Annotated in this window: 19 protein-coding genes; 12 read left to right on the forward strand and 7 right to left on the reverse strand. The window is 63.7% G+C overall.

What is annotated here, in order from left to right:
• The first annotated feature begins 51 nt into the window (after window positions 1-51).
• From MQW23_RS06030 to apaG, 5 genes are all read left to right on the forward strand, one after another.
• The gene (locus MQW23_RS06030; protein ID WP_252106932.1) at window positions 52-2,499 is read left to right on the forward strand and encodes an LPS-assembly protein LptD; all 2,448 of its coding nucleotides are present in this window, start codon (window positions 52-54) and stop codon (window positions 2,497-2,499) included.
• Between the two features lie 101 nt (window positions 2,500-2,600).
• Window positions 2,601-3,632 (forward strand): peptidylprolyl isomerase, encoded by a 1,032-nt coding sequence (locus MQW23_RS06035; protein ID WP_396238184.1) that lies wholly within the window; start codon window positions 2,601-2,603, stop codon window positions 3,630-3,632.
• Window positions 3,632-4,690 carry a 4-hydroxythreonine-4-phosphate dehydrogenase PdxA gene (gene pdxA, locus MQW23_RS06040; protein ID WP_252106934.1) on the forward strand — a complete coding sequence of 353 codons (1,059 nt, stop codon included), beginning with the start codon at window positions 3,632-3,634 and terminating at the stop codon, window positions 4,688-4,690. The genes MQW23_RS06035 and pdxA overlap by 1 nt, the downstream gene beginning before the upstream one ends.
• Before the next feature lie 58 nt (window positions 4,691-4,748).
• Window positions 4,749-5,582, forward strand: coding sequence for a 16S rRNA (adenine(1518)-N(6)/adenine(1519)-N(6))-dimethyltransferase RsmA (gene rsmA / locus MQW23_RS06045; RefSeq protein ID WP_252106935.1), 834 nt, complete (start codon window positions 4,749-4,751; stop codon window positions 5,580-5,582).
• The gene (apaG, locus tag MQW23_RS06050; RefSeq protein WP_252106936.1) at window positions 5,579-5,956 is read left to right on the forward strand and encodes a Co2+/Mg2+ efflux facilitator ApaG/CorD; all 378 of its coding nucleotides are present in this window, start codon (window positions 5,579-5,581) and stop codon (window positions 5,954-5,956) included. The genes rsmA and apaG overlap by 4 nt, the downstream gene beginning before the upstream one ends.
• On the opposite strand, the gene MQW23_RS06055 is transcribed toward apaG, so the two are convergent.
• Together MQW23_RS06055 and MQW23_RS06060 are read right to left on the reverse strand one after the other, a co-directional pair.
• Window positions 5,953-7,392: an FAD-dependent oxidoreductase gene (locus tag MQW23_RS06055; protein WP_252106937.1), complete on the reverse strand. Its 1,440-nt coding sequence runs from the start codon at window positions 7,390-7,392 to the stop codon at window positions 5,953-5,955. The two genes, apaG and MQW23_RS06055, sit on opposite strands and share 4 nt — an antisense overlap.
• Window positions 7,392-7,622 (reverse strand): hypothetical protein, encoded by a 231-nt coding sequence (locus MQW23_RS06060; RefSeq protein ID WP_252106938.1) that lies wholly within the window; start codon window positions 7,620-7,622, stop codon window positions 7,392-7,394. Before MQW23_RS06060 ends, MQW23_RS06055 begins: the two co-directional genes overlap by 1 nt.
• Window positions 7,623-7,843: 221 nt before the next feature.
• Between MQW23_RS06060 and MQW23_RS06065 the strand changes: the two genes are divergently transcribed.
• Window positions 7,844-8,659, forward strand: a complete 816-nt coding sequence (locus MQW23_RS06065; protein ID WP_252106939.1) for a symmetrical bis(5'-nucleosyl)-tetraphosphatase — start codon at window positions 7,844-7,846, stop codon at window positions 8,657-8,659.
• A 1-nt stretch (window position 8,660) separates the two neighbouring features.
• Window positions 8,661-9,782: a tRNA nucleotidyltransferase/poly(A) polymerase-related protein gene (locus MQW23_RS06070; protein ID WP_252106940.1), complete on the forward strand. Its 1,122-nt coding sequence runs from the start codon at window positions 8,661-8,663 to the stop codon at window positions 9,780-9,782.
• On the opposite strand, the gene folK is transcribed toward MQW23_RS06070, so the two are convergent.
• Together folK and folB are read right to left on the reverse strand one after the other, a co-directional pair.
• Window positions 9,779-10,291 (reverse strand): 2-amino-4-hydroxy-6-hydroxymethyldihydropteridine diphosphokinase, encoded by a 513-nt coding sequence (folK, locus tag MQW23_RS06075; RefSeq protein ID WP_252106941.1) that lies wholly within the window; start codon window positions 10,289-10,291, stop codon window positions 9,779-9,781. The genes MQW23_RS06070 and folK overlap by 4 nt on opposite strands.
• Window positions 10,288-10,668, reverse strand: a complete 381-nt coding sequence (gene folB, locus MQW23_RS06080) for a dihydroneopterin aldolase (RefSeq protein WP_252106942.1) — start codon at window positions 10,666-10,668, stop codon at window positions 10,288-10,290. The genes folK and folB overlap by 4 nt, the downstream gene beginning before the upstream one ends.
• A gap of 105 nt (window positions 10,669-10,773) precedes the next feature.
• On the opposite strand from folB, the gene plsY reads away from it, so the two are divergent.
• A complete protein-coding gene (gene plsY, locus MQW23_RS06085) occupies window positions 10,774-11,352 on the forward strand; it encodes a glycerol-3-phosphate 1-O-acyltransferase PlsY (RefSeq protein WP_252106943.1) in 579 nt (192 codons plus the stop codon).
• Here plsY and tsaD read toward each other — a convergent pair.
• Window positions 11,349-12,395 (reverse strand): tRNA (adenosine(37)-N6)-threonylcarbamoyltransferase complex transferase subunit TsaD, encoded by a 1,047-nt coding sequence (gene tsaD / locus MQW23_RS06090; RefSeq protein WP_252106944.1) that lies wholly within the window; start codon window positions 12,393-12,395, stop codon window positions 11,349-11,351. The genes plsY and tsaD overlap by 4 nt on opposite strands.
• Window positions 12,396-12,564: 169 nt before the next feature.
• Here tsaD and MQW23_RS06095 point away from each other — a divergent pair, with 169 nt between their 5' ends.
• From MQW23_RS06095 to rpoD, 4 genes are all read left to right on the forward strand, one after another.
• Window positions 12,565-13,989, forward strand: a complete 1,425-nt coding sequence (locus MQW23_RS06095; protein WP_252106945.1) for an amidohydrolase family protein — start codon at window positions 12,565-12,567, stop codon at window positions 13,987-13,989.
• 251 nt (window positions 13,990-14,240) lie between these two features.
• Window positions 14,241-14,456: a 30S ribosomal protein S21 gene (rpsU, locus tag MQW23_RS06100; RefSeq protein WP_016416934.1), complete on the forward strand. Its 216-nt coding sequence runs from the start codon at window positions 14,241-14,243 to the stop codon at window positions 14,454-14,456.
• A gap of 166 nt (window positions 14,457-14,622) precedes the next feature.
• Window positions 14,623-16,464, forward strand: a complete 1,842-nt coding sequence (gene dnaG / locus MQW23_RS06105) for a DNA primase (RefSeq protein WP_252106946.1) — start codon at window positions 14,623-14,625, stop codon at window positions 16,462-16,464.
• A 321-nt stretch (window positions 16,465-16,785) separates the two neighbouring features.
• Complete coding sequence (gene rpoD, locus MQW23_RS06110) at window positions 16,786-18,642, forward strand: RNA polymerase sigma factor RpoD (protein ID WP_252106947.1); 1,857 nt, start codon at window positions 16,786-16,788, stop codon at window positions 18,640-18,642.
• 111 nt (window positions 18,643-18,753) lie between these two features.
• Here the strand turns inward: rpoD and MQW23_RS06115 are convergent, their stop codons facing one another.
• Entirely contained in the window at window positions 18,754-19,413 is a 660-nt protein-coding gene (locus MQW23_RS06115) for a hypothetical protein (RefSeq protein WP_252106948.1), read from the reverse strand.
• A 145-nt stretch (window positions 19,414-19,558) separates the two neighbouring features.
• Window positions 19,559-20,446 carry a LysR family transcriptional regulator gene (locus MQW23_RS06120; protein WP_252106949.1) on the reverse strand — a complete coding sequence of 296 codons (888 nt, stop codon included), beginning with the start codon at window positions 20,444-20,446 and terminating at the stop codon, window positions 19,559-19,561.
• Window positions 20,447-20,495: the final 49 nt, after the last annotated feature.

Raw genomic sequence — 20,495 nt, forward strand, 5'->3', positions numbered from 1 at the left:
GGCATCATGCGAGCTGTATAATACCGATTCTGAATGCCAAGGATAACGAACATGGGCAAGCGATGTACGGGGACGGCGCTGGCGGGGCATACGCTGCTGGGTATTTTTGCGCTCACGGCGACGTCGGCGGTGGCGCAAAGCGAGCCGCTGCCCGCCAGTGCGCTGGACTGGCAGCCCTACCGGCCGGACGAGGCATCCAATCAGCTATGCCGCGGCCGCTACGTAATGCCCGGCTACCGTTTGCCCGCCGAGCAGAACCCGGAAACACTCTCGGTGGAGGCGCAAAGCGCCGATTACGCCCAAAACGGTGAGGCGCTCTTGCGCGGCGACGTGGTGCTGCGCCGGGGCGATAGCGAGCTTCAGGCCGCGCAGATTTTTCTTCCCGCCGAGCGCGAGCAGGTCGATGCCGAAGGGGAGCTTGCGCTTCGAGACGGTCAGGCGCTGGTGCGCGGCGATCAGGCCACGCTGTTTCTCAACGAAGATCGCGCCACCATCGACAACAGCCACTACGTGCTTTATGAGCCGCGCCTGCGCGGCCAGGCCGAGCGGCTCGAGCAGACCGGCGAGGATCAGTACCGGCTGCGAAGCGCCAGCTTCACCACCTGCGAGCCCGGCGAAAACACCTGGCAGATTTTGAGTAGCGACATCCGCCTGAACCAGGCCGAGGGCTTCGGCACCGCCCGCAACGCCCGCCTGCACGTCAAGGACGTACCGGTCTTCTACTGGCCCTGGGTGCGTTTTCCACTGGACGACCGGCGTCAAAGCGGCTTCTTGTGGCCAACGCTTGGCTTCTCCAACGATGGATTGGACTACGCCCAACCCTACTACTGGAACATCGCGCCCAACCAGGACGCGACCATCACGCCCCGCTTCATGACCGACCGAGGTCTTTTGCTCAACGGCGAATACCGCCACATGAGCGAGCAGACCCGCACCCTCATCGAAGGCGGCTACCTCGCCGACGACGGCGGCCGAAGCTCTGGCGACAACCGCTTCGAGGGCGAGGCGCGCTGGTACATCGACGCCCAGCACCGCGGGCGCATCAACGCGCGCAGCAATTACAATTTGCGCTACGGCGGCGCCAGCGACGGGCGCTACTTCGATGACTTCGGCGCCGAGTTCGGCAGCAGCGAGCGCGCCGGCATGGAGCGCCTGGCGCAGGTGGATTACCGCGGCGAGCGCTGGCAGCTCGACGCCCGCGCCCAAGGGTTCCAGCGCCTCGAGGACCCGCTGGCCGACAGCGACAAACCCTTCTACCGGCTGCCGAGTTTGACCGCCAACACCACGAACTGGGATCTCGGCGGCGGCTTTTACGGCCAGTGGCGCTCGAATGCGACCTACTTCTGGCGCGATGTGAACGAAAATCTGGTGCCCGAGCGCGAAGCGGCCAACGGCTCGCGCCTTCACCTGACCCCGGCGGTGGGCTGGCGCTTCGAGAAGCCCTGGGGCTACATCGAGCCGCGCACCGAGTTCTGGAACACCGCCTACGAGCTCGACTACGGCAGCCGCGATACCGACCGCGCCACGTCGCCCACGCGAAGCCTGCTGATCACCTCCATCGACAGCGGCCTGATCTTCGAGCGCGATCTGGAACTCGGCGGCGACGGCTATCGCCAGACCCTGGAGCCGCGCCTCAACTACGCCTTCGTGCCGCGCACCGACCAATCCGATCTGCCCGAGTTCGACAGCTACGAGCGCGCCTTCTCCTGGGACCAGCTCTGGTCACCGCTGCGCTTCTCCGGCGCTGACCGGGTGGGCGATCTCAACCGGATCTCTTACGGCGTGCAGTCGCGGTTGATCGAGGACGACGCCGGGCGCGACCGGCTCACCTTCGGAGTGGGCCAGAGCGCCTACTTCGCCGAGCGGCGCATCGACGAAAACGGCGATCCGGACACGCTTCCGGATCGCCCGGAGGAGAACCCCTTCGTCAATCCGCAAAGCCGCTACCAGGCGACCCGCGAGCGCTCGCCGCTGGTGACGCGCCTGGACTGGCAGATCAACGACCGCTTTAGCACCGGCTATGAGTGGCTCTACGACGACCAGCGCCAGCAGACCGAACGCTCCAGCATCGACGTTCGCTACCGCCATCCCGAGGGCCACGTAGTGAACCTTGGCTACCGTTGGGAGATCGAAGGCTTCGATCCCGGCGTCGTGCCGGGTGATGACGGCTTTCGCGACTACAACCGCGAAGAGTGGGATCTTTCGGTGGGGTACAAGGCCGCCCCGCAGATCGACCTGATCGGGCGCTATCTGTATGACCAGACCAACGACCGAGCGCTGGAACAGCTGGCTGGCGTGCAGTGGAACGACTGCTGCTACGGCGTTCAGCTCGTGTGGCGCGAATGGATCGACGATAACGACACTGCCCGCGTGGCCGACGATTTCAGCGACCGCGGCCTGTTTTTGCGCTTCGTTTTTCGGGGGCTGGGCGGCGTTGGTCAAGGCGCGAACACCTACTTCGACCGGGCGATTCCAGGCTACACGCCTTCGCCTTTGTAACTTGCCACTGTCATTTGCCAATAGCATTTGCCACTGCGGCGATGCGTGGCTAGCGTAACGCGCGGCTATTTTTAAGCGACGAAGAGAGTTTTTCCATGATGATGCACAAAATTCGGGCCCAGGGCCGCTTTACACGAACGCTTTCGCGGCTGACCACGGTCGGGGCGCTGGCGCTTAGCCTGGGCGCCGGCGCGGCGCTAACCAGCACCCAGGTGCTGGCCCAGAGCTTTCAAAACAGCCAGCGCCAGACGCTCGATAGCGTCGCGGCGGTGGTCAACGACGGCGTGATCATGCAAAGCGAGCTAGATGATCGCGTCAATCAGATCGAGCAGCAGGCCCAAGCCCAGGGCGGCGAGCTGCCGCCGCGGCGCCAACTCACCCAGCAGGTGCTCGAGCGCATGGTGCTCGACGAAATCCAGCTGCAGATGGCGCGTGATGCGAATCTCAATGTCGACGACACCGAACTCAACCGTCAGCTGCGCAGCATTGCCGAATCCAACGGCATGAGTCTTGATGGCTTCGCCGACGCCCTTGAGGCCGACGGGCTGAGCCTGGCCGAGGTGCGCGAGGACGTGCGCCGCGAAATGCTGATGCGTCAGGTGCAGCAGCGTCAGATCCAGCAGCGCGTCAACGTCAGCGAGCGCGAGGTCGACCGCTTTATCGAGCAGCAGCCCGGCCAGCAAGGCCAGTCCTTCATCGAGGAGAGCCAAGCGCGCCACATTCTCGTCGCGCTGACGCCGACCCGCGATGAAAGCCAGGCCCGCGCTCGCGCCGAGCAGGTGCGCTCGCGTCTGCAGCAGGGCGAATCCTTCGCCGCGGTGGCGCGCGAGTTCAGCGACGACAGCGGCAGCGCCATGAACGGCGGCGACCTGGGCTGGGTACGCCCGGGCCAAACCGTGCCGGCGTTCGAAGAGGCGATGAATAGCCTGAGCCCGGGCCAGATCTCGGCGCCGGTGCGGTCGCAGTTCGGCTACCACGTGATCGAGGTGCTCGATCGCCGGCGTCAGGACGTGACCGACGAGAGCCGCCGCGAGCAGGTGCGCCAGGCGATCTTCCAGCGCCGCGCCAATGAAGAGCTGCAAAACTGGCAGCGCGAAATTCGCGAAGAGGCTTTCGTGGACATCCGCCAGTAATGACCGGCGAGCCTCGTTTACCGCTGCTGGTCACCACCGGCGAGCCGGCGGGCATCGGCCCGGAGCTTACGCTGATGCTGGCCGCACAAAAGCGCCTGCCCCCGGATACCGTTGCCGTCGGCGACCCGCAGATGCTGGCCGAGCGCGCCGCGCGCTTGAAGCTTGAAGTGGAGATCGTGACCGGCAAGCAACCGCCGGAAAATACCGTGAGGGCTACGCTTGCTGTGTGGCCGGTCCCCCTCGGCGCGCCCTGCACGCCCGGGGTGCTGACGCCGGCCAACGCCGCCTACGTGATCGAGACGCTTAACGTCGCCGTTGCCGCCTGCCGGGAAGGCAGGGCGGCGGGCATCGTCACCGCGCCGCTGAACAAGGGCGTGATCATCGACGGCGGCTTTACCGGCTTCACCGGCCACACCGAGTGGCTGCGTGACGCCTGCGGCGTCGATGAGGTGGTGATGATGCTGGCCACCGACCGCGCCCTGCACGCCCAGCGAGACGGCTGGAAGGGAAGCCGTGATCTGCGCGTGGCGCTGGCCACCACGCACCTGCCGCTTCGCCAGGTGGCGGACGCCATCACCTTCGAGCGGCTAACGCGCCTCATTACGCTGCTCGCCGAGGACCTGACCCGCCAGTTCGCGATTCCCTCGCCGCGCATCGCGGTGTGCGGGCTCAACCCCCACGCCGGTGAAGAGGGGCATTTGGGCTTTGAAGAGATCGAGACCATCACGCCGGCCATCGAGTATCTGAAAGCGCAGGGAATCGACGTTCGCGGCCCGTACCCAGCGGATACGCTCTTCACCCCGCGCCACCTTTGTGAGGTCGACGCGGTACTGGCGATGTATCACGACCAGGGGCTTTCAGTGCTAAAGTATGCAGGGTTCGGCCAAGCGGCCAACATTACCCTTGGCTTGCCGCTGGTGCGTACCTCTGTGGATCACGGCACCGCGCTCGATCTGGCGGGCCTGGGCGTGGCGAGCCCCGAGAGCCTGCTGGTCGCGATCGACCTGGCCCGACGCCTTGGCGATCAGCGCGCCGTCCATACTGCTTCGACGCGCTAGCCGCCGGTTCATTCGCCACCCCGTTACACGCTTTATCCTACTCAAGGACTTTCGTTCGATGTCTCAAGCGCCCCTTCAACACCGCGCCCGAAAACGCTTCGGCCAGAACTTTCTTCGCGACCCCGGCATCATTTCGCGCATCGTGCGCGCGATCGGCCCCGCGAAGAGCGACCGGCTGATCGAGATCGGCCCGGGCCAGGGGGCGCTGACCGAGCCGCTTCTCGACGCCGGTGGTGCGCTTGAGGTCATCGAGCTCGACCGCGACCTGATCCCGGGGCTGCGGGTGCAGTTTTTCAACTATCCCGGGTTCGTGATCCACGAAGGCGACGCGCTGAAGTTCGATTTCAACGCGCTTAAGGGCGACGGCCCGGCGCTTCGAGTGGTGGGCAATCTGCCCTACAACATCTCCACGCCCTTGATCGTGCACCTGCTCGGCATGGGCACCGCCGTGGCCGACATGCACTTCATGCTGCAAAAGGAGGTGGTCGAGCGCCTCGCCGCCGAACCTGGCGGCACCGACTGGGGGCGGCTGTCGGTGATGGCGCAGTACTACTGCCAGGTCGAGCAGCTTTTCATCGTACCGCCGGAGGCGTTCGTACCGCGGCCCAAGGTGGACTCGGCCATCGTACGCCTGACGCCGCATGAGTCGCTGCCGCACCCGGCGGATGATCCGGCGCTGCTGTTCGAGCTGGTCAAGCTCGCCTTTGGTCAGCGGCGCAAGACGCTGCGCAATAACCTCAAGGGCCGGGTCAGCACCGAGACGCTGGAAGCGCTTTCGATCGACCCGGGGCGGCGCCCGCAAACCCTGAGCGTGGCGGAGTACGTGATGATTGCCAACCACGTCGCCCGTCTGGACGCCGAACAGGCGAGCGCCGAGCGGGGTGAGCCGTGAGCCAGCTCGATATCGACGTGAGCGTCACGCCCGAGTACTGCCTGGAGGAGTCGAGCGTGAGCGAGTCGCGCTACGTGTTCAGCTACACGGTCACGGTGCACAACCAGAGCCCGCACAGCGTTCAGCTCATGGCGCGCTATTGGAAGATCACTCAGGGCAGCGGCGACGCCCAGGAAGTGCGCGGCAAGGGCGTGGTGGGCCAGCAGCCTCTGATTGGCCCCGGCCAGCGCTTTCGCTACACCAGCCGGGCGATTTTGCAAACCCCGGTCGGCGTGATGGAAGGAGCGTACACACTCCTCAACACCTACACCCAGCGCGCTTTTGACGTTGCCATTCCCCCGTTTCGCCTGGCCGCGCCCAGCCAGCTCCACTAGACGCGCCGCTGCTCCAGCGCCTCGTTGAGATGCACGCCAAGGCGCAGGGCGAGCTGAACGATCGTCAGCGTCGGGTTGGCGTGGCCCGAGCTTGCGAACACGCTGGAGCCGGCCACGAACATGTTCGCCTGAGCAAAAAGCCGACAGTTGCGGTCAACGACGCCGCGGCGGGCGTCGTCGCTCATGCGCGTGCCGCCCATATGGTGGCGCCCAGCAATCTCGCCCTCCTCGGGGAGCGCCACCGGCTCCTGTGCCAGCCAGTCGGCAAACTGCACCCGGCCGATGTTCTCCTCGAGCAGGTACTCGCCCAGTAGCATCAGGCTTTCGCGGATGGTGTGGCGATCCAGCGCCGACTGCTGCCACACCAGTCGACTTCGCGGCACGCCCAGCTCGTCGCGCTCCTCCATGAGCTCCACCGCGTTATCGAAACGAGGCTCCTGCTCCCAAGCGGCGCGCAGATAGACGCCATGGGCGCTACCGGCGCTTTGGGTTAGTTGCTGTTCAAGCCCCGGGGCTTCGCGGCCAAGCGCGGCGGCAAGCGCCTGGGTGGCTTCCGGCGCCATGCGGTGCAGGCGAAGCCCGCAGTTGAGAATGCCGCGCTCGGCCATCGCGCGTGGGGTCGGCGACAGGTAGACGTTGTAGTCGGTGTGAAGGCCCAGACGGGCCGGATCGAACAGCAGCGCCTGACCGATGGTAGCGTGCGGATGCTCCATCCAGTAGCGCCCGATCGTGGTGGTATCGGGCACCAGCCGGCCGCCGCTTTGCGCGTTGCACCAAAGCAGCAGCCGGGAGTTCTCGATACCGCCGCAGGCGAGCACGAAGCTGCGCGCGCGGATCGTTTTACGCTGGCCGTCGAAATCGCTGAAGGTGGCCGTCTCGACCCGGCCATCGCCCACGCTCAGATCCACCAGGTTGGCGGTCAGACAATACGTTAGCGTCTCAAGACCGTTGAAGGTCGCGGCGAACTTGTCCTTCATGCGCGTGGGCGGGCCCAGTGAGAAGTAGACCCTCTCGAGCCCGGCGCCGTCGATCGGCGCATCCGGGGCGATCTCCTCCAGATCCAAAAGCGCGGCCGCCGCTTCAAAATAGGGCTCCAAATCCGCACGGGAGATCGGCCAGGCCGTTTCCGGGGCGGCCTGTTTGGCGGTGAAATCATGGGCGTCGAGCGGACGACACACGCCGCCCCAGTGATTGGTCGAGCCGCCCATGTAGCGAAGCCGAATACTCGAAAGCTCAAGATAAGTATCGCCCAGGGTGTCGCCACGGTAGAGCGCCTGGGAGCGCTCGCTAAAGGAGGCCTCGCCGCCTTCGCACAGAAGCACCCGGCGGCCCTGCTGAGCCAGCGTCATGGCAACGGTGATGCCCGCCGCGCCCGCGCCGATCACGCAGACATCGAAGACCTCCTGCTCGCTTAGCGCGCTAAAGGGCTGATACATTAGCGGCTCGAACCGTCGATGTCGGTGCGGCGCAACAGCCAGCCGTTTTTCAATAGCGAAGGCGCTGTCGACGCTGCCTGTACCAGGGAGTGGGGCACGCCGGCAAGCAGTGCGCCGCCGGCGCCGAGCGAGAGGCTTTTTAAAAGCGCCCGGCGCGCGGGGCTTGTAAGCTTAAGCGACGCGCAGGCCGTCGCCTTTGAATCGATGGGTAGAGAGTGGAGTTCTGGCATGGTCGTGGTCACCCTAAAGCCAACACGGGGTCGTGCTATTTGCCTATAGTAGCCGGACGAACGCTTTCGACGGGCATTTCTTTCAACGCTTCGCACAGGCCCACCACGCCCGCGCTTTTCACGCTGTCGCCGCCTTTTATGCGTAACGGTTTTTACGAGCAACGCTTTTTTACAAGCAACGTTTTTTACGAGTGACGGTTTTTTATGAGCATCGACGTTTTATGAGTATGTATGCCATCGGCGATCTTCACGGCTGCCACGCGGAGTTTGTAGCGCTTCTGGACAAACTCGCTTTCGATCCGGCCCGCGATACCCTGTGGCTGGTGGGCGATCTGATCAACCGCGGGCCCGGCTCGCTCGAGTGCCTGCGCGAGGTCAAGGCACTTGGAAGCGCGGCGCGCTGCGTACTGGGTAACCACGATTTTCATCTGCTGGTCGCCGCCCGCGGCGGCGGCCGGCTGAAAAAAAACGACACTCTGGAGGCGATTCTGAACGCCCCGGAGCGCGAGGCGCTGCTCGACTGGCTGCAGGCTCAGCCGCTGGCGGTGTTCGAGCGCCGCACGCTGATGGTCCACGCCGGGGTGCTGCCGAGCTGGAGTGCGGACGCCGCCTTGGGCTATAGCGCCGAGGTGCAAGCGATGCTTGAAAGTGAAAGCGCCGGGCAGTTTCTACAAACGCTTTACGGCAACGAGCCGGCGCGCTTCGTCGAGTCGCTGGAGGGCATGGACCGCCTGCGCGCGCTGGTCAACGTGTTCTGCCGCATGCGCTTTATCGACGGTGACGAGACGCTGGATTTCGCCGCCAAGGAGGGCCTGGACAGCGCCCCGCAGGGCTTTCACCCCTGGTTTCAGTACCCGCGTCGCGACGACACTTGCTTGGTGTTCGGCCACTGGGCGGCGCTGGAGGGCAAAACGCCGGGCTCGCAGATCGACGCTTACGCGTTGGACACCGGCTGCGTGTGGGGCGGGTCGCTCACCGCGATGGATCTCGAGACTTTCGAGTGCGTGAGCGTACCCAGCCAAAAGAGAGGGGGCTGACGTGGCCGTTTGTGATAAGGCGCTCGACGGGCTCGAGGTCTACCGCGTCGGCGGCGCGGTGCGCGATGCGCTGCTCGGCTGGCCGGTGTTCGACAACGACTGGGTGGTGGTCGGCGCCACACCCGAACGGATGCGGGCGAAGGGCTTCAAGCCGGTCGGGCGGGACTTTCCCGTATTTCTACACCCGGAAACCTTCGAGGAGTACGCGCTGGCGCGCACCGAGCGCAAGGCGGGCCACGGTTACGGCGGCTTCGAGGTGCACGCAAGCCCGGACGTGACGCTGGAGGAGGACCTGCTGCGCCGCGATTTGACCATCAACGCCATCGCACAGCGCCCGGACGCTACGCTAGTCGACCCTTTCGATGGCCAGAAGGATCTCGAGCGGCGCCTTTTACGCCACGTCTCCCCGGCGTTTGCCGAGGACCCGCTACGGGTGCTTCGCACCGCGCGCTTTCTGGCCCGCTACGCCGGGCTCGGGTTCACTATCGAAAGCCAAACCCAAGCGCTGATGCGCCGGGTCGCGCAAAGCGGTGAGCTTTTACATCTGGCCGCGGAGCGGGTGTGGGTCGAAACCGAGAAGGCGCTGGCCGAGCCACACCCGGCGCGCTTTTTTCAAGCGCTCGACGAGGCCGAGGCGCTTAAAAGCTGGTGGCCGCACCTGGCGGCCCATCTCGACGAGGCGCTGGGGCTTTTGGAAAAGGCACCCTCCGGCGGCGAGCTCGCCCACTGGCGCATGGCGCTTTTGGCAAGCGCCTTGAGCGAGCCCGAGCGCGAGGCGCTGATCGAGCGCCTTCGACTGCCCAACGCCGTCGCCGCGCTTTGCCGCCACGTGGCGCTGAGTCGCCATCTCGTCGAGCGCCCGCTTTGCCCGGCGCGCGCGTTCGAATGGCTCGAGCGCCTCGACGCCTTTCGCAAGCCCGTCCAAGTCGAGGCGCAGCTCTCCCTTATTGCGATACTGGCTCCAAAGCTCGAAAAGCCGCTTAATGATGCGTTTCAGCGCGCCCGGAACGTAAGCCCGCAGGCGCTGATGCTCGAGGGTTTTCAGGGCAAGGCGCTAGGGGAGGCGCTGCGCGAGCGGCGCTTTAGCGCAGCGGCGAGCGCGCTCGAAACGTCTGAAGACTAGGGCGAAATCGCCATGCCGCGAAAGCTGAACGCCACCGGCCACAGAGGCTGGTCGCTGAAATCGGCGCGCGCGAAAAGTGTGGCGTAGGGCGTTTTACAGCGCGGATGGCACTCGTTGGGTAAAAGTTCGGCGAGCGGCCTGAGGACGAAGGCGTAGTGGGTGATGTCCTCGCGGGGCAGGGTGAAACCCTCGAAGTCGGCGCAGGTGTCGCCTACGCTGAGAAGGTCGATGTCCAGCGCTTTAGGGGCGTGGCGCTCGCGGGGCACGCGCGGGTTGAGCGCCGCCTCCTGAGCATTGGTCCACTCGTTGAGCGCCTCTGGGCTCCAGTCGCTCTCAAAAGCGACCACCGCGTTGAAGAAGTTGGCCGCGGCCTGACAGCCGACGGGCTCGCTTTCAAACACCCGCGAGATTCTCACCGAATCAAAGGTGCGCTTTAGCGCCTCGAAGCAGGCGCCAAGATGCGTGGCCGGGTCGGCGTTGCTGCCCAGGCTCAAGCAGACCAGGCTCACGACGCCGGGCGCTCGATGACCTCGGGAATCTCGCCGCGGGTGATCTCGAGCCCCACGCTTTGGGCGGCGGGCACGGCGGCGGGCTTGCGCACGGCCAGGCGTAGCCAACTGATTGGAAACTCGTGGCGCAGGCACTCGCACAGCCGCTCGGCGAAGGTTTCGATCAGGGCGAAGTGATGCTCGTCGGCAAACTGCTGAATGCGCTGGCAAACGGCGCCGTAATCCAGGGTCAGGTGCAGATCGTCGGTGGCCGCCGCCGGGCGAATGTCGGTGGCAAGCGTCAAATCCAGGCGCAGCGACTGGGTGATGGTGCGCTCCCAGTCGTACACGCCGATCACGGTTTCAATCGTCAAACCTTCAATTAAAATACGGTCCATGCGCCCTGTTCCTGTTACAAGTGCTTGTCACAATACCTATCAAGGTCAAAAAAGAGTGTACGTGAGCAGCCCGGCAAACGATACCAATCCGCGTGAGTGTGCCCGGTGAATGCGCTTCTCTGGGCTTTGGCGGGCTATCTGAGCGGCAGCTGGCTTGCCGCCATCGTCGTGTGTCGGCTGGCCGGCGTTGCCGACCCGCGCCGGTGCGGCTCGCAAAACCCGGGCGTTTCCAACGTGCTGCGAAGCCACGGGCCGCGCCTGGCGGCGGTCACACTAGCGCTCGACGCCGCCAAGGCGATGCCGGTGTTGATGCTGGCCAAAAGCCAGGCGCTACCGGTGTGGTTGCAGGGGGCGGTGGGTCTATCGGTGCTTTTGGGCCACAGCTACCCGGTATGGTACGGCTTTCGCGGCGGTAAGGCGGTGGCCTGCGCCTTCGGAGCGCTGCTGGTGCTGGTGCCTTGGGTGGCGCTTTTGTGCGCAGCGCTCTGGGCGCTGATCGCCTGGCGGCTTCGCACCGCAGCGGCGGCCTCGCTTGCCAGCGCGCTGGCCGCGCCGCTGCTGACGCTCTGGCTTGCGCCCGGGTATCTGGGCGTGGTCGGCGCGTTCACCTTGCTGGTAGTGGCGCGCCACGCGCTCAATATTCGCCGCCTGCGCGAAGGGCAGGAGCCTCGCCTTCGCCGCTAAAGCTTGGGCGGCGTCAGGGTGTCCAGCGGCCAGCGCGGGGTCGCCTGCATGAGGCCGGTGGTGTCGCGCTCGCCGGCCTCCAGGCGCCGGGCGCCCACATAGGCGATCATGGCGCCGTTGTCGGTGCAGAACCGGGCCCGGGGGTAGAAGGTTTGGGCGCCACGCTTTTCGGTCTCCACGGCCAAGCGCTCGCGAAGCCGTGCGTTGGCGCTCACGCCGCCGGCCATCACCAGCCGCTTGAGCCCGGTATCATCCAGCGCTCGGCGGCATTTGATCACCATGGTATCCACCACCGCTTCCTCGAAGGCGCGGGCGATGTCGGCCCGGGCCTGTTTGTCAAGCGCCCCTTCGGCGTCGAGCTTTTTGATCGCGGTCAGGGTGTGGGTCTTGAGTCCGGAGAAGCTGAAATCGAGCCCCGGGCGATCGGTCATCGGCCGCGGGAAGCGAAAGCGCTTCGGGTCACCGCGCTCGGCGAGCTTTGCGACCTGGGGGCCGCCGGGGTAGGCAAGGCCCAGCATCTTGGCGGCCTTGTCGAAGGCTTCGCCTGCCGCGTCGTCGACGGACTCGCCCAGCAGCCGATAGCGTCCAAGACCGCTGACCTCGACCAGCTGGGTGTGCCCGCCGGACACTAACAGCGCGACGAAGGGAAACGCCGGCGGGTTTTCCTCGAGCATCGGCGCGAGCAGGTGGCCCTCCATGTGGTGAACGCCAAGCACCGGAATATCCAGCGCCCGCGCCATCCCGTGGGCGGTGCTGGCGCCGACCATGAGCGCGCCAACGAGCCCCGGGCCCGCGGTGTAGGCGATACCGTCGAGGTCACGCTTATCCAGGCCGGCTTCCACAAGCACCTGGTCGATCAGCGGTAGCAACTTGCGGGTATGATCGCGCGAGGCGAGCTCCGGCACCACGCCGCCGTACTCGGCGTGCATGGCGACCTGGCTGTAGAGCGTATCCGCCAGCAGCCCTTTGCCTGCCGGGGCGCGGGTGTCGTAAAGCGCGACACCGGTTTCGTCGCAGGAGGTTTCGATGCCAAGCACTCTCATGGGCGTCTCTTTAAAAGCGTTCAGGATGTGCGCGATTTTATCACGCCGGGCCTTCGATCCGGTACGCGCTTTCATAAGGGACCGCCTCCTCGGCGTTTGCTGAGTTGACGCGGGGCAACGCTCGACTAGGGTTATTAAAACCCTCGTTCATACACCCAAGGACATTGCCATGCGGCACGCATTCCCCCTCACTCGACGCCGGCTTCTTGGCACCCTGTCGGCGCTGGCGGGGTCGAGCCTGGTGCCCGGTGCCTACGCCAGCGACGAAAGCGATGACAGCGACGAGGCCTCCAGTGACTCGCCCTCGCGCTGGTGCATCAAAAACGCCACCATCCTGACCATGGAGGAGGGTAAGGCGCCACTGGAGAAGGCCGATATCTGGGTCGTGGACGGGCGTATCGAAGCAGTGGGTGAGAGCCTGGATACCGGCGACAGCGAAATGATCAGCGGCGAAGGCTGCATCGTCATGCCGGGGCTGGTCGATACCCACAATCATATGTGGCAGACCCAGATGCGCGGCATGTTCGGCCAGACCGAACAGAATCTATTCTTTCCTTTGACGCAGCGGCTGGGCGAACACTTTCGCCCCGGCGATATCTGGATCGGCGAGTATCTGGCGGCGATGGAGAACGTCAACGCCGGTGTGACCACCAGCTGCGACTTTTTCGACAACAACCGAAGTCCCGAACACTGCCAAGCCGCGCTCGAAGCGCTGGGCGCCTCGCCCCTGCGCACGCGGCTGATGTTTGGCAACCAGAGCAAGAGCGGTGGCGGGCAGATCGACCTTGAACACTTGGGCGAGCTTGTAGAGAACTGGGAGCGCTTTAGCGAGCGCGGGCGTCTTTCATTGGGCCTTGGCTGGCGGCTGCCCGATAACCTAAGCAATCAGAACGCCATGGCCGTCAAGCGACGGGAGTTCGATGCGGCGCGCGAGATGAACCTGCCGATCTCCGTGCACGTCAGCGGCGAAAATCACGACGCTCTGTTCCAAGCGCTGATCGACGGCGAGTTTTTGATTCCCGAGCTTCAGGTCGTGCACGCCACCAACGCAAGCGAAGAGCATCTGAGCGCCCTTAACGAGGCCGGCGCCAGCCTTTCGCTGACGCCGATTACCGAGCACCGGGTCGGCTATGGGCTTACGCGGCTGTCGCACTTTGAAAGCGTCGAGCGGCTGGGGCTCGGTATCGACGGCAACGCCCTGGCCGGTAGCGGCGATCTGTTTTCGGTGATGAAGTACGCCGCGTTGACCGAGCTCGGCGCCAGCGAAAATCAGGCCAGCGTCGACTGCGAGCGGCTGGTGGCGCTGGCCACGCGCTTGGGCGCCGAGTCGATCGGGCTTGGCGACGAGATCGGCACGTTGAGCCCGGGCAAGAAGGCAGATCTGATCATGCTCGACACCCACCAGGTGGGCCTTGGCATGCTGCCAAGCGAACCCTACGCCTTTACCGTGTTTGCCGCGACACCGGCAAGCGTTTCGCTGGTGGCCGTGGATGGGCGCATCGCCAAACGCGGCGGGCAGCTTGTGAGCATGGACGACGAGCAAATCGCCTCGCGCATCGATGCCTCGCTTTCGCACCTGCGCGACAAGCTATGAGCCGGTTTCGAAGAGCGTTATTCGAAGAACCTTATTTAAAGAACCTTATTTGAAGAACGCCAAAGGCCTAGCGCGCTTGGGAGAAGGGCCAGGCGGGCGCGGTGCCAAGTTTCGCCCGGTTGCAATATAGACGTATCGCGACTAGACTACTCGGCGCTGTAAAAAAGGGTCGTACACTGTATCTACAGATGCTGGATTAAGCGGTGTGCGCACTATCCGAACTCAAGTCTCCTTAAGGTGGTGAGTGCTTAATGCCTTCTGTAAAAGTACGTGATAACGAGCCGTTTGACGTCGCTCTGCGTCGCTTCAAGCGTTCTTGCGAAAAAGCCGGCGTTCTCTCTGAAGTACGTCGTCGTGAGCATTACGAGAAGCCGACAGCCGAGCGCAAGCGCAAGGCAGCGGCAGCTGTGAAGCGTCACGCTAAAAAGCTTCAGCGTGAGCGTAAGCGTTTCGAACGGCTCTATTGATCCGTACCCAGAAACACGCGCCCCGGCGAATGTTTCAAGAGGGATGCCAAACGGCCGCCGTCAGGTGGCCGTTTGTTTTTGAAGACAACGACATTAATGAGTGATCTAACCCAAGTCGCGCTTGGGTTAGGCCATTGACCCGTGCCCCGCGCAGGAACGCTCCTTCATGGCCGGACAGATCCCCCAGCGTTTCATTGACGATCTTCTGGACCGCGTCGACGTCGTCGAGGTGGTGGGCGAGCGCGTTCAGCTCAAAAAGGCCGGGCGCAACTACTCCGGGCTTTGCCCCTTTCATCAGGAAAAGACCCCCTCCTTTACGGTGAGCGCCGACAAGCAGTTCTACCACTGCTTCGGCTGCAGCGCCAACGGCAACGCCCTGCGCTTTTTGATGGAGTACGACAAGCTGTCTTTTCCCGAGGCGGTCGAGCAGTTGGCCGCCCGTTTAGGGCTCGACGTGCCCCGCGAAGGCGCCGATGACCCCCGCGAGCAGCAGCGCGAACAAAAGCGCAAGGAGGGCGTGAGCCTTCTGGAGCTTGCTGGCAGCTTCTACCGCGAGCGGCTGAAGATGCAGGCGGGGCAGAGCGCCCGCGACTACCTTAAAAAGCGCGATCTCTCCGACGAGGTCATCGCCGCCTACGGCATCGGCTTCGCGCCGGACGGCTGGGAGGCGCTCAAGCAGCATCTCAGTGCCAAGGGCGTCAGCGAAGCGGTGCAAATCGAGTACGGTCTGCTGATCCACCGCGAGGATACCGGGCGCACGTATGATCGCTTTCGCGATCGGGTGATGTTTCCCATCCGCGATTTGCGCGGGCGCACGCTGGGCTTTGGCGGGCGCATCATGGGAGACGGCCAGCCGAAGTATCTGAACTCGCCGGAAACGCCGGTGTTTCACAAGGGCCGCGAGCTCTACGGCCTATATGAGGCGCGCAAGGCCAGTGCGAAGCTCGAGCAGCTAATCATGGTGGAAGGCTACATGGACGTGGTGGCGCTGGCGCAGTACGGCATCCACAACGCCGTGGCGACGCTCGGCACTGCGACCACCGAAGATCACCTACACCGGCTGTTTCGCTTGGTCAGCCGCGTGGTGTTCTGCTTCGACGGCGATCGCGCCGGGCGCCAGGCGGCAAGTCGGGCTTTGGAAACGGCGCTGCCGCAGATGATCGACGGGCGCGAGGCGCGCTTTCTGTTTCTGCCCGAAGGCGAGGACCCGGACTCGCTGGTGCGCCGCGAAGGCGAACAGGCGTTTCAGGACCGGGTGACCTGCGCGATGCCGCTGTCCGAGTTTCTGTTCGAGCAGGCCGCCCAGGGGCGCGATCTGAACACCGTTGAGGGCAACGAGCGCTTCGCTAGCCACGTTCTTCAGGCGATCAACCGGGTGCCGGAGGGCATGCTTAAGTCGCTGCTGCTGGAGGCGCTGGCCAAGCGCAGCGGTTTGAGCAAGGAGCAGCTCGCTTCGATGCTCGAAAAGCCCGCCATTGAGCCCGCGCCGGCTAGCGATGAGCCACCGCCGCTCGATGATGGTTTCTATCCGGAGTCAGCGCCCGCGCCCCAGGCGGCCCGGCAAAAGCCCAAAGCCTCGAGAAAGGTGCTGTCGACCGTCGAGCGCATCAGCCAGCTGCTGTTGTTCGAGCCGCGCCTGGTCGACGTTGTGCCCGACAATCTCGACTGGCTACAGCAGGGCGACCCGGATGCCGCGCTGTGCCGCGAGCTGGTCACGCTTTTGCGCGCCGGGCGCTACAAAAGCCCGCAAGTGGTGTTGGCGCACTTTCAGGGCAGCGAAGAGGGGCAGGCACTCAACGAACTTGCCCGCCGCGAGCTGTTGATTCCCGCGGCAGCCAGGGAGACCGAGCTTTTAGGGCTAATCGAGCATCTTGCCGGGCTCGAGCGCAGACGCTCGCCGCAAGAGGAGTACGAGGCGCTTTTGGCGCTCGAGCGTTCGGGGCAAAAACTGGACAAAAATCAGCGGCAACGTTTGGCAACGCTGGTGGTCGAACTCACTCGCAAGTAGTAGCTCACAAGCAGAAGCTCGTTAGGCAGTAGCAAAGTCAGGCGGGAAACGTATAAAAACCAAAAGCGCCGGGACGGCGTTTGAATAGCACGTCGCGAAAGGGGGAAATGAAAGGGGTTGAAATACGCCCGTGCGGCGCCATATAGAGAGCATTAGCGGCCGGGAAGCGGCCTAACCGAATAACCTAACACACCCGATTCATCGCGCAAATACGTTTCGCTGGGAAAAACGCAGCAAATTACGCTATAATGTTCGGCTTGTTGAGTTTTATCGATTCAGCGCCCCAGGTGTTTCATTCTTCTTCGTCGAGATAGGGTTTCTATGGCTGGAAATGCGCAGCAGCAGTCACGTCTGAAGGAGTTGATCGCGCGCGGCAAGGAACAGGGCTACCTGACCTATGCCGAGGTCAACGACCATCTACCCGAGGATATCGCCGACCCGGATCAAGTGGAAGACATCATTGGCATGATCAACGACATGGGTATCAGTGTCGTTGAGGAAGCGCCGGATGAAGACACTTTGATGATGTCGGATCACTCCACGGACGAGTCCGCTGCGGAAGAGGCCGTAGCGGCCCTCGCCGCTGTGGAAAGCGACGTGGGTCGCACAACGGACCCCGTTCGCATGTACATGCGCGAGATGGGCACGGTCGAGCTTTTGACCCGTGAAGGCGAAATCGAAATCGCCAAGCGGATCGAAGAGGGCACGCGGGAAGTGATGTCATCACTTGCCTACCTGCCCGGCGCGGTTACCTCCATTTTGCAGGCCTACGATGCCACCCAGGACGAAGAAGCGCCCGGGCGGCTGTCGGATCTCTTCTCCGGCTTCATCGACCCTGATGAGGGTATTCCCGGCGTTGCCGAGGCCGAAGTGGCCGAGCCTGTCGTCGACGCCGAGCCCGGCGACGACGAAGACCTCGACGGTGATGACGAGGACGACGAAGACGACAACTCGGCCAGCGAAGGCGGCCCGGACCCGGAAGAGGCCCGCGCACGCTTCGAGCAAATTCGCGAGCAAAACGCCGCCGTCGAGGCCGCCTTCGAAAAGCACGGTCGCGGCAGCGCCGAGCTCAAGGCGGAGCAGGCGCGTTTGGCCGAGCTGTTCTCACCGATCAAGCTCGTACCGAAGCACTTCGAGCGCCTGGTCGGGCAGGTTCGTATCAGCGTCGAGCAGGTGCGCGCTCAAGAAAAGGCGATCATGCAGCTCTGCGTGAAAAAGGCCAAGCTTCCGCGCAAGCTGTTCATCAAGTCGTTCCCGGGCAACGAGTCCGATCAGGGCTGGCTTGATCGCTTCCAGGAGGAGCAGCCCAAGTACGCTGATCGTCTCGAGCCGCTGCGCGCCGATATCGCCCGCGCCCAGCGCAAGATCGCGTTCGAGGAAGACATGGTCCAGCTGATCGTGCCGGACCTGAAAGAGGTGAACCGCAAGCTCTCCATTGGTGAAGCTAAAGCGCGCCGCGCCAAGAAAGAGATGGTCGAGGCGAACCTGCGTCTGGTGATCTCGATCGCCAAGAAGTACACCAACCGTGGCCTGCAGTTTTTGGATCTGATTCAGGAAGGCAACATCGGCCTGATGAAGGCGGTGGACAAGTTCGAATACCGCCGCGGCTACAAGTTCTCGACCTACGCGACCTGGTGGATTCGTCAGGCAATCACCCGGTCGATCGCCGACCAGGCGCGCACTATCCGTATTCCGGTGCACATGATCGAGACGATCAACAAGCTCAACCGCGTATCGCGCCAGATGCTTCAGGAAATGGGCCGCGAACCGACCCCGGAAGAGCTTGGCGAGCGCCTCGAAATGCCGGAAGACAAGGTACGCAAGGTGCTGAAGATCGCCAAGGAGCCGATCTCCATGGAGACGCCGATCGGTGACGACGACGACTCGCACTTGGGTGACTTCATCGAGGACGGCACCATGCTGCTGCCGATCGACCTGGCTACCGGCGAAGGCTTGATCGAAGCCACGCGCAACGTGCTGGGCGGTTTGACCGCGCGCGAAGCCAAGGTGCTGCGCATGCGCTTCGGGATCGACATGAACACCGACCACACCCTCGAGGAAGTGGGCAAGCAGTTCGACGTCACCCGCGAACGTATTCGTCAGATCGAGGCCAAGGCGCTGCGTAAACTGCGCCACCCCAGCCGCTCGGAGCCGCTGCGCTCGTTCCTCGACGAGTAAGCTGACCGCCCTGTGTGGTGAATAAAAAAGCCCCGCCGTTTTATGAACGGCGGGGCTTTTTGCGTTGGCTGCTCCGGCGCGGTGTCTACCAGGCCGCGCCACAGAGGCCGATCAGCTCAGCGGTTTGGCCGCCTTGCGCGCGAGATAAATGCGCCGCGCCATCAGCAGCAGCTCGAGCGTGGCGAACATGATCAGGCTATAGCCCAGCAGCTCAATCACCTCTTCGGCGGCGTCCTTGATGGTGCGCTCGAAGCTTTCGCCCAGCACGGCTTCCCAGAAATCGCTGCGACCATAAAGGCGCGAGAAAATGTAGGTGGTCAGCACGCCGCTGGCAAAAAGGCCAAAGGAGAAGGTGTTGCTGAAGTAGCGAAACTCGTCGAGAAACCGACGGCGCTGAATGATGACCCAGGTGATCGACGGCACAACGATCAGCGCCACCAGAATCTTCCAGGTATGGCGGGCAACGTACTCATCGAGAAAGTAATCCTGCTCACGCACGAGTGAGGCGGCGATGAACGCGAACAGCAGCAGTGTGACCGTCGGCCACACTTTTAGTACCTGGCGCACGAAGATGAGCATCAAGCAGGCGCTGGCCAGCACGGCGGTCTGGGCAAGTTCGGTAAAACCGTATTCGCTGAAGCGAAGTTCCGGCATGTAGAGTGCTTCGAGGTAGCTGCCCTGGGCGATGGCACCGATAAACAGCACATAAAGTATTGCGCGCATGAGACTCGTTTTGAAGTTGATGGACCAGTTGGGTGGGGGCAGTGACATTGAGCATCCTTACAGGGCATGACGCAGATCATAAACATTCAGCATTGAATGTTCATTATATCGTCACTTCGCTGTGCTCGCACTCAGATAATGCCCGAGGCGCTCGTACTCGGAAAGCCTATAAAGCCGCCAGGGCGGCCTTGAATCAGCGTTTAGGCATTCCGGTATCGATATGCGCCGCCAAGTAGTCGACCAGCTGGCGAATCTTGGGGGAAAGATGGCGGTGGCGCGGATAGACCGCCCACACCGCGGTATCGTGGTGCTGAAACGGCTCTAACACCGCGACCAGCTCGCCGCTTTCCAGGTAAGGCGCCACGTAGTAATCAGGAAGCTGCGCAAGCCCCAGGCCCTTGAGCGCGGCGTCCAGAAGTGCCGGGCCGGAGTTGCCGCTCCACCGCCCCTCCAGGCGTACCTCGCGGCGCTGGCCGTTGACCTCGAACAGCCAAAACGGGCGCGAGCCCAGCAGGCACGGGTGCTGGCTCAGCTCCGAGAGCGTATGCGGGCGCGGCGCCTGGCGGAAATAGTCGCTGGAGCCCACGATGTATTCGCGGCGTTCGCACAGGCGCTTGGCGATCAGGCTGGAATCCTTGAGCACGCCCATGCGAATGGCGATATCGAATCCTTCGTCGATCAACTCCACCGCCCGGTTGGTGAAGTGCATGTGCACTTCGAGCTCCGGGTGCTGGCACTGAAAGTCGTTGACCAGCGGGGCGACATAGCGCTCGCCGAATGTCGTGGCCGCGGTGAGCTTTAAAAGCCCGCTGGGTTTGGCCTGGAGCTTGTTGATCATCTGCTCGGCGTCGCGCAGTCCATCGAACAGGTGGCGACAGTGCTCTACGTAGAGCGAGCCGGCGTCGGTCAGGCGAATCTGGCGCGTGGTGCGATACAAAAGCTGCACGCCGAGCTGGTTTTCGAGCTGGCTGACCAGCCGGCTGGTGTGCGATGTCGATACTTTTAGATGGCGCGCCGCCGCAGAAAAGGTGCCCAGCCGCACCACCTCGATGAACGCTTCGATACGATCCCAGCGCTGCATGACACTCCTTAAAAGCCGATTGTTGCTGACGAGCAACAATCTTGTGAGT

The sequence above is a fragment of the Halomonas sp. S3-1-1 genome (assembly GCF_023757625.1).
GTDB lineage: Bacteria > Pseudomonadota > Gammaproteobacteria > Pseudomonadales > Halomonadaceae > Vreelandella.

What these genes read in the sequence shown, in the direction of transcription:
- rpsU (WP_016416934.1), top strand. Translation starts at nt 14,241, where the DNA reads ATGCCTTCTGTAAAAGTACGTGATAACGAGCCGTTTGACGTCGCTCTG.
- folB (WP_252106942.1), bottom strand. Translation starts at nt 10,668, where the DNA reads ATGGACCGTATTTTAATTGAAGGTTTGACGATTGAAACCGTGATCGGC.
- MQW23_RS06120 (WP_252106949.1), bottom strand. Translation starts at nt 20,446, where the DNA reads ATGCAGCGCTGGGATCGTATCGAAGCGTTCATCGAGGTGGTGCGGCTG.
- tsaD (WP_252106944.1), bottom strand. Translation starts at nt 12,395, where the DNA reads ATGAGAGTGCTTGGCATCGAAACCTCCTGCGACGAAACCGGTGTCGCG.
- MQW23_RS06055 (WP_252106937.1), bottom strand. Translation starts at nt 7,392, where the DNA reads ATGTATCAGCCCTTTAGCGCGCTAAGCGAGCAGGAGGTCTTCGATGTC.
- dnaG (WP_252106946.1), top strand. Translation starts at nt 14,623, where the DNA reads ATGGCCGGACAGATCCCCCAGCGTTTCATTGACGATCTTCTGGACCGC.
- MQW23_RS06115 (WP_252106948.1), bottom strand. Translation starts at nt 19,413, where the DNA reads ATGTCACTGCCCCCACCCAACTGGTCCATCAACTTCAAAACGAGTCTC.
- MQW23_RS06065 (WP_252106939.1), top strand. Translation starts at nt 7,844, where the DNA reads ATGAGTATGTATGCCATCGGCGATCTTCACGGCTGCCACGCGGAGTTT.
- MQW23_RS06035 (WP_396238184.1), top strand. Translation starts at nt 2,601, where the DNA reads ATGCACAAAATTCGGGCCCAGGGCCGCTTTACACGAACGCTTTCGCGG.
- rsmA (WP_252106935.1), top strand. Translation starts at nt 4,749, where the DNA reads ATGTCTCAAGCGCCCCTTCAACACCGCGCCCGAAAACGCTTCGGCCAG.
- MQW23_RS06030 (WP_252106932.1), top strand. Translation starts at nt 52, where the DNA reads ATGGGCAAGCGATGTACGGGGACGGCGCTGGCGGGGCATACGCTGCTG.
- MQW23_RS06060 (WP_252106938.1), bottom strand. Translation starts at nt 7,622, where the DNA reads ATGCCAGAACTCCACTCTCTACCCATCGATTCAAAGGCGACGGCCTGC.
- rpoD (WP_252106947.1), top strand. Translation starts at nt 16,786, where the DNA reads ATGGCTGGAAATGCGCAGCAGCAGTCACGTCTGAAGGAGTTGATCGCG.
- pdxA (WP_252106934.1), top strand. Translation starts at nt 3,632, where the DNA reads ATGACCGGCGAGCCTCGTTTACCGCTGCTGGTCACCACCGGCGAGCCG.
- MQW23_RS06095 (WP_252106945.1), top strand. Translation starts at nt 12,565, where the DNA reads ATGCGGCACGCATTCCCCCTCACTCGACGCCGGCTTCTTGGCACCCTG.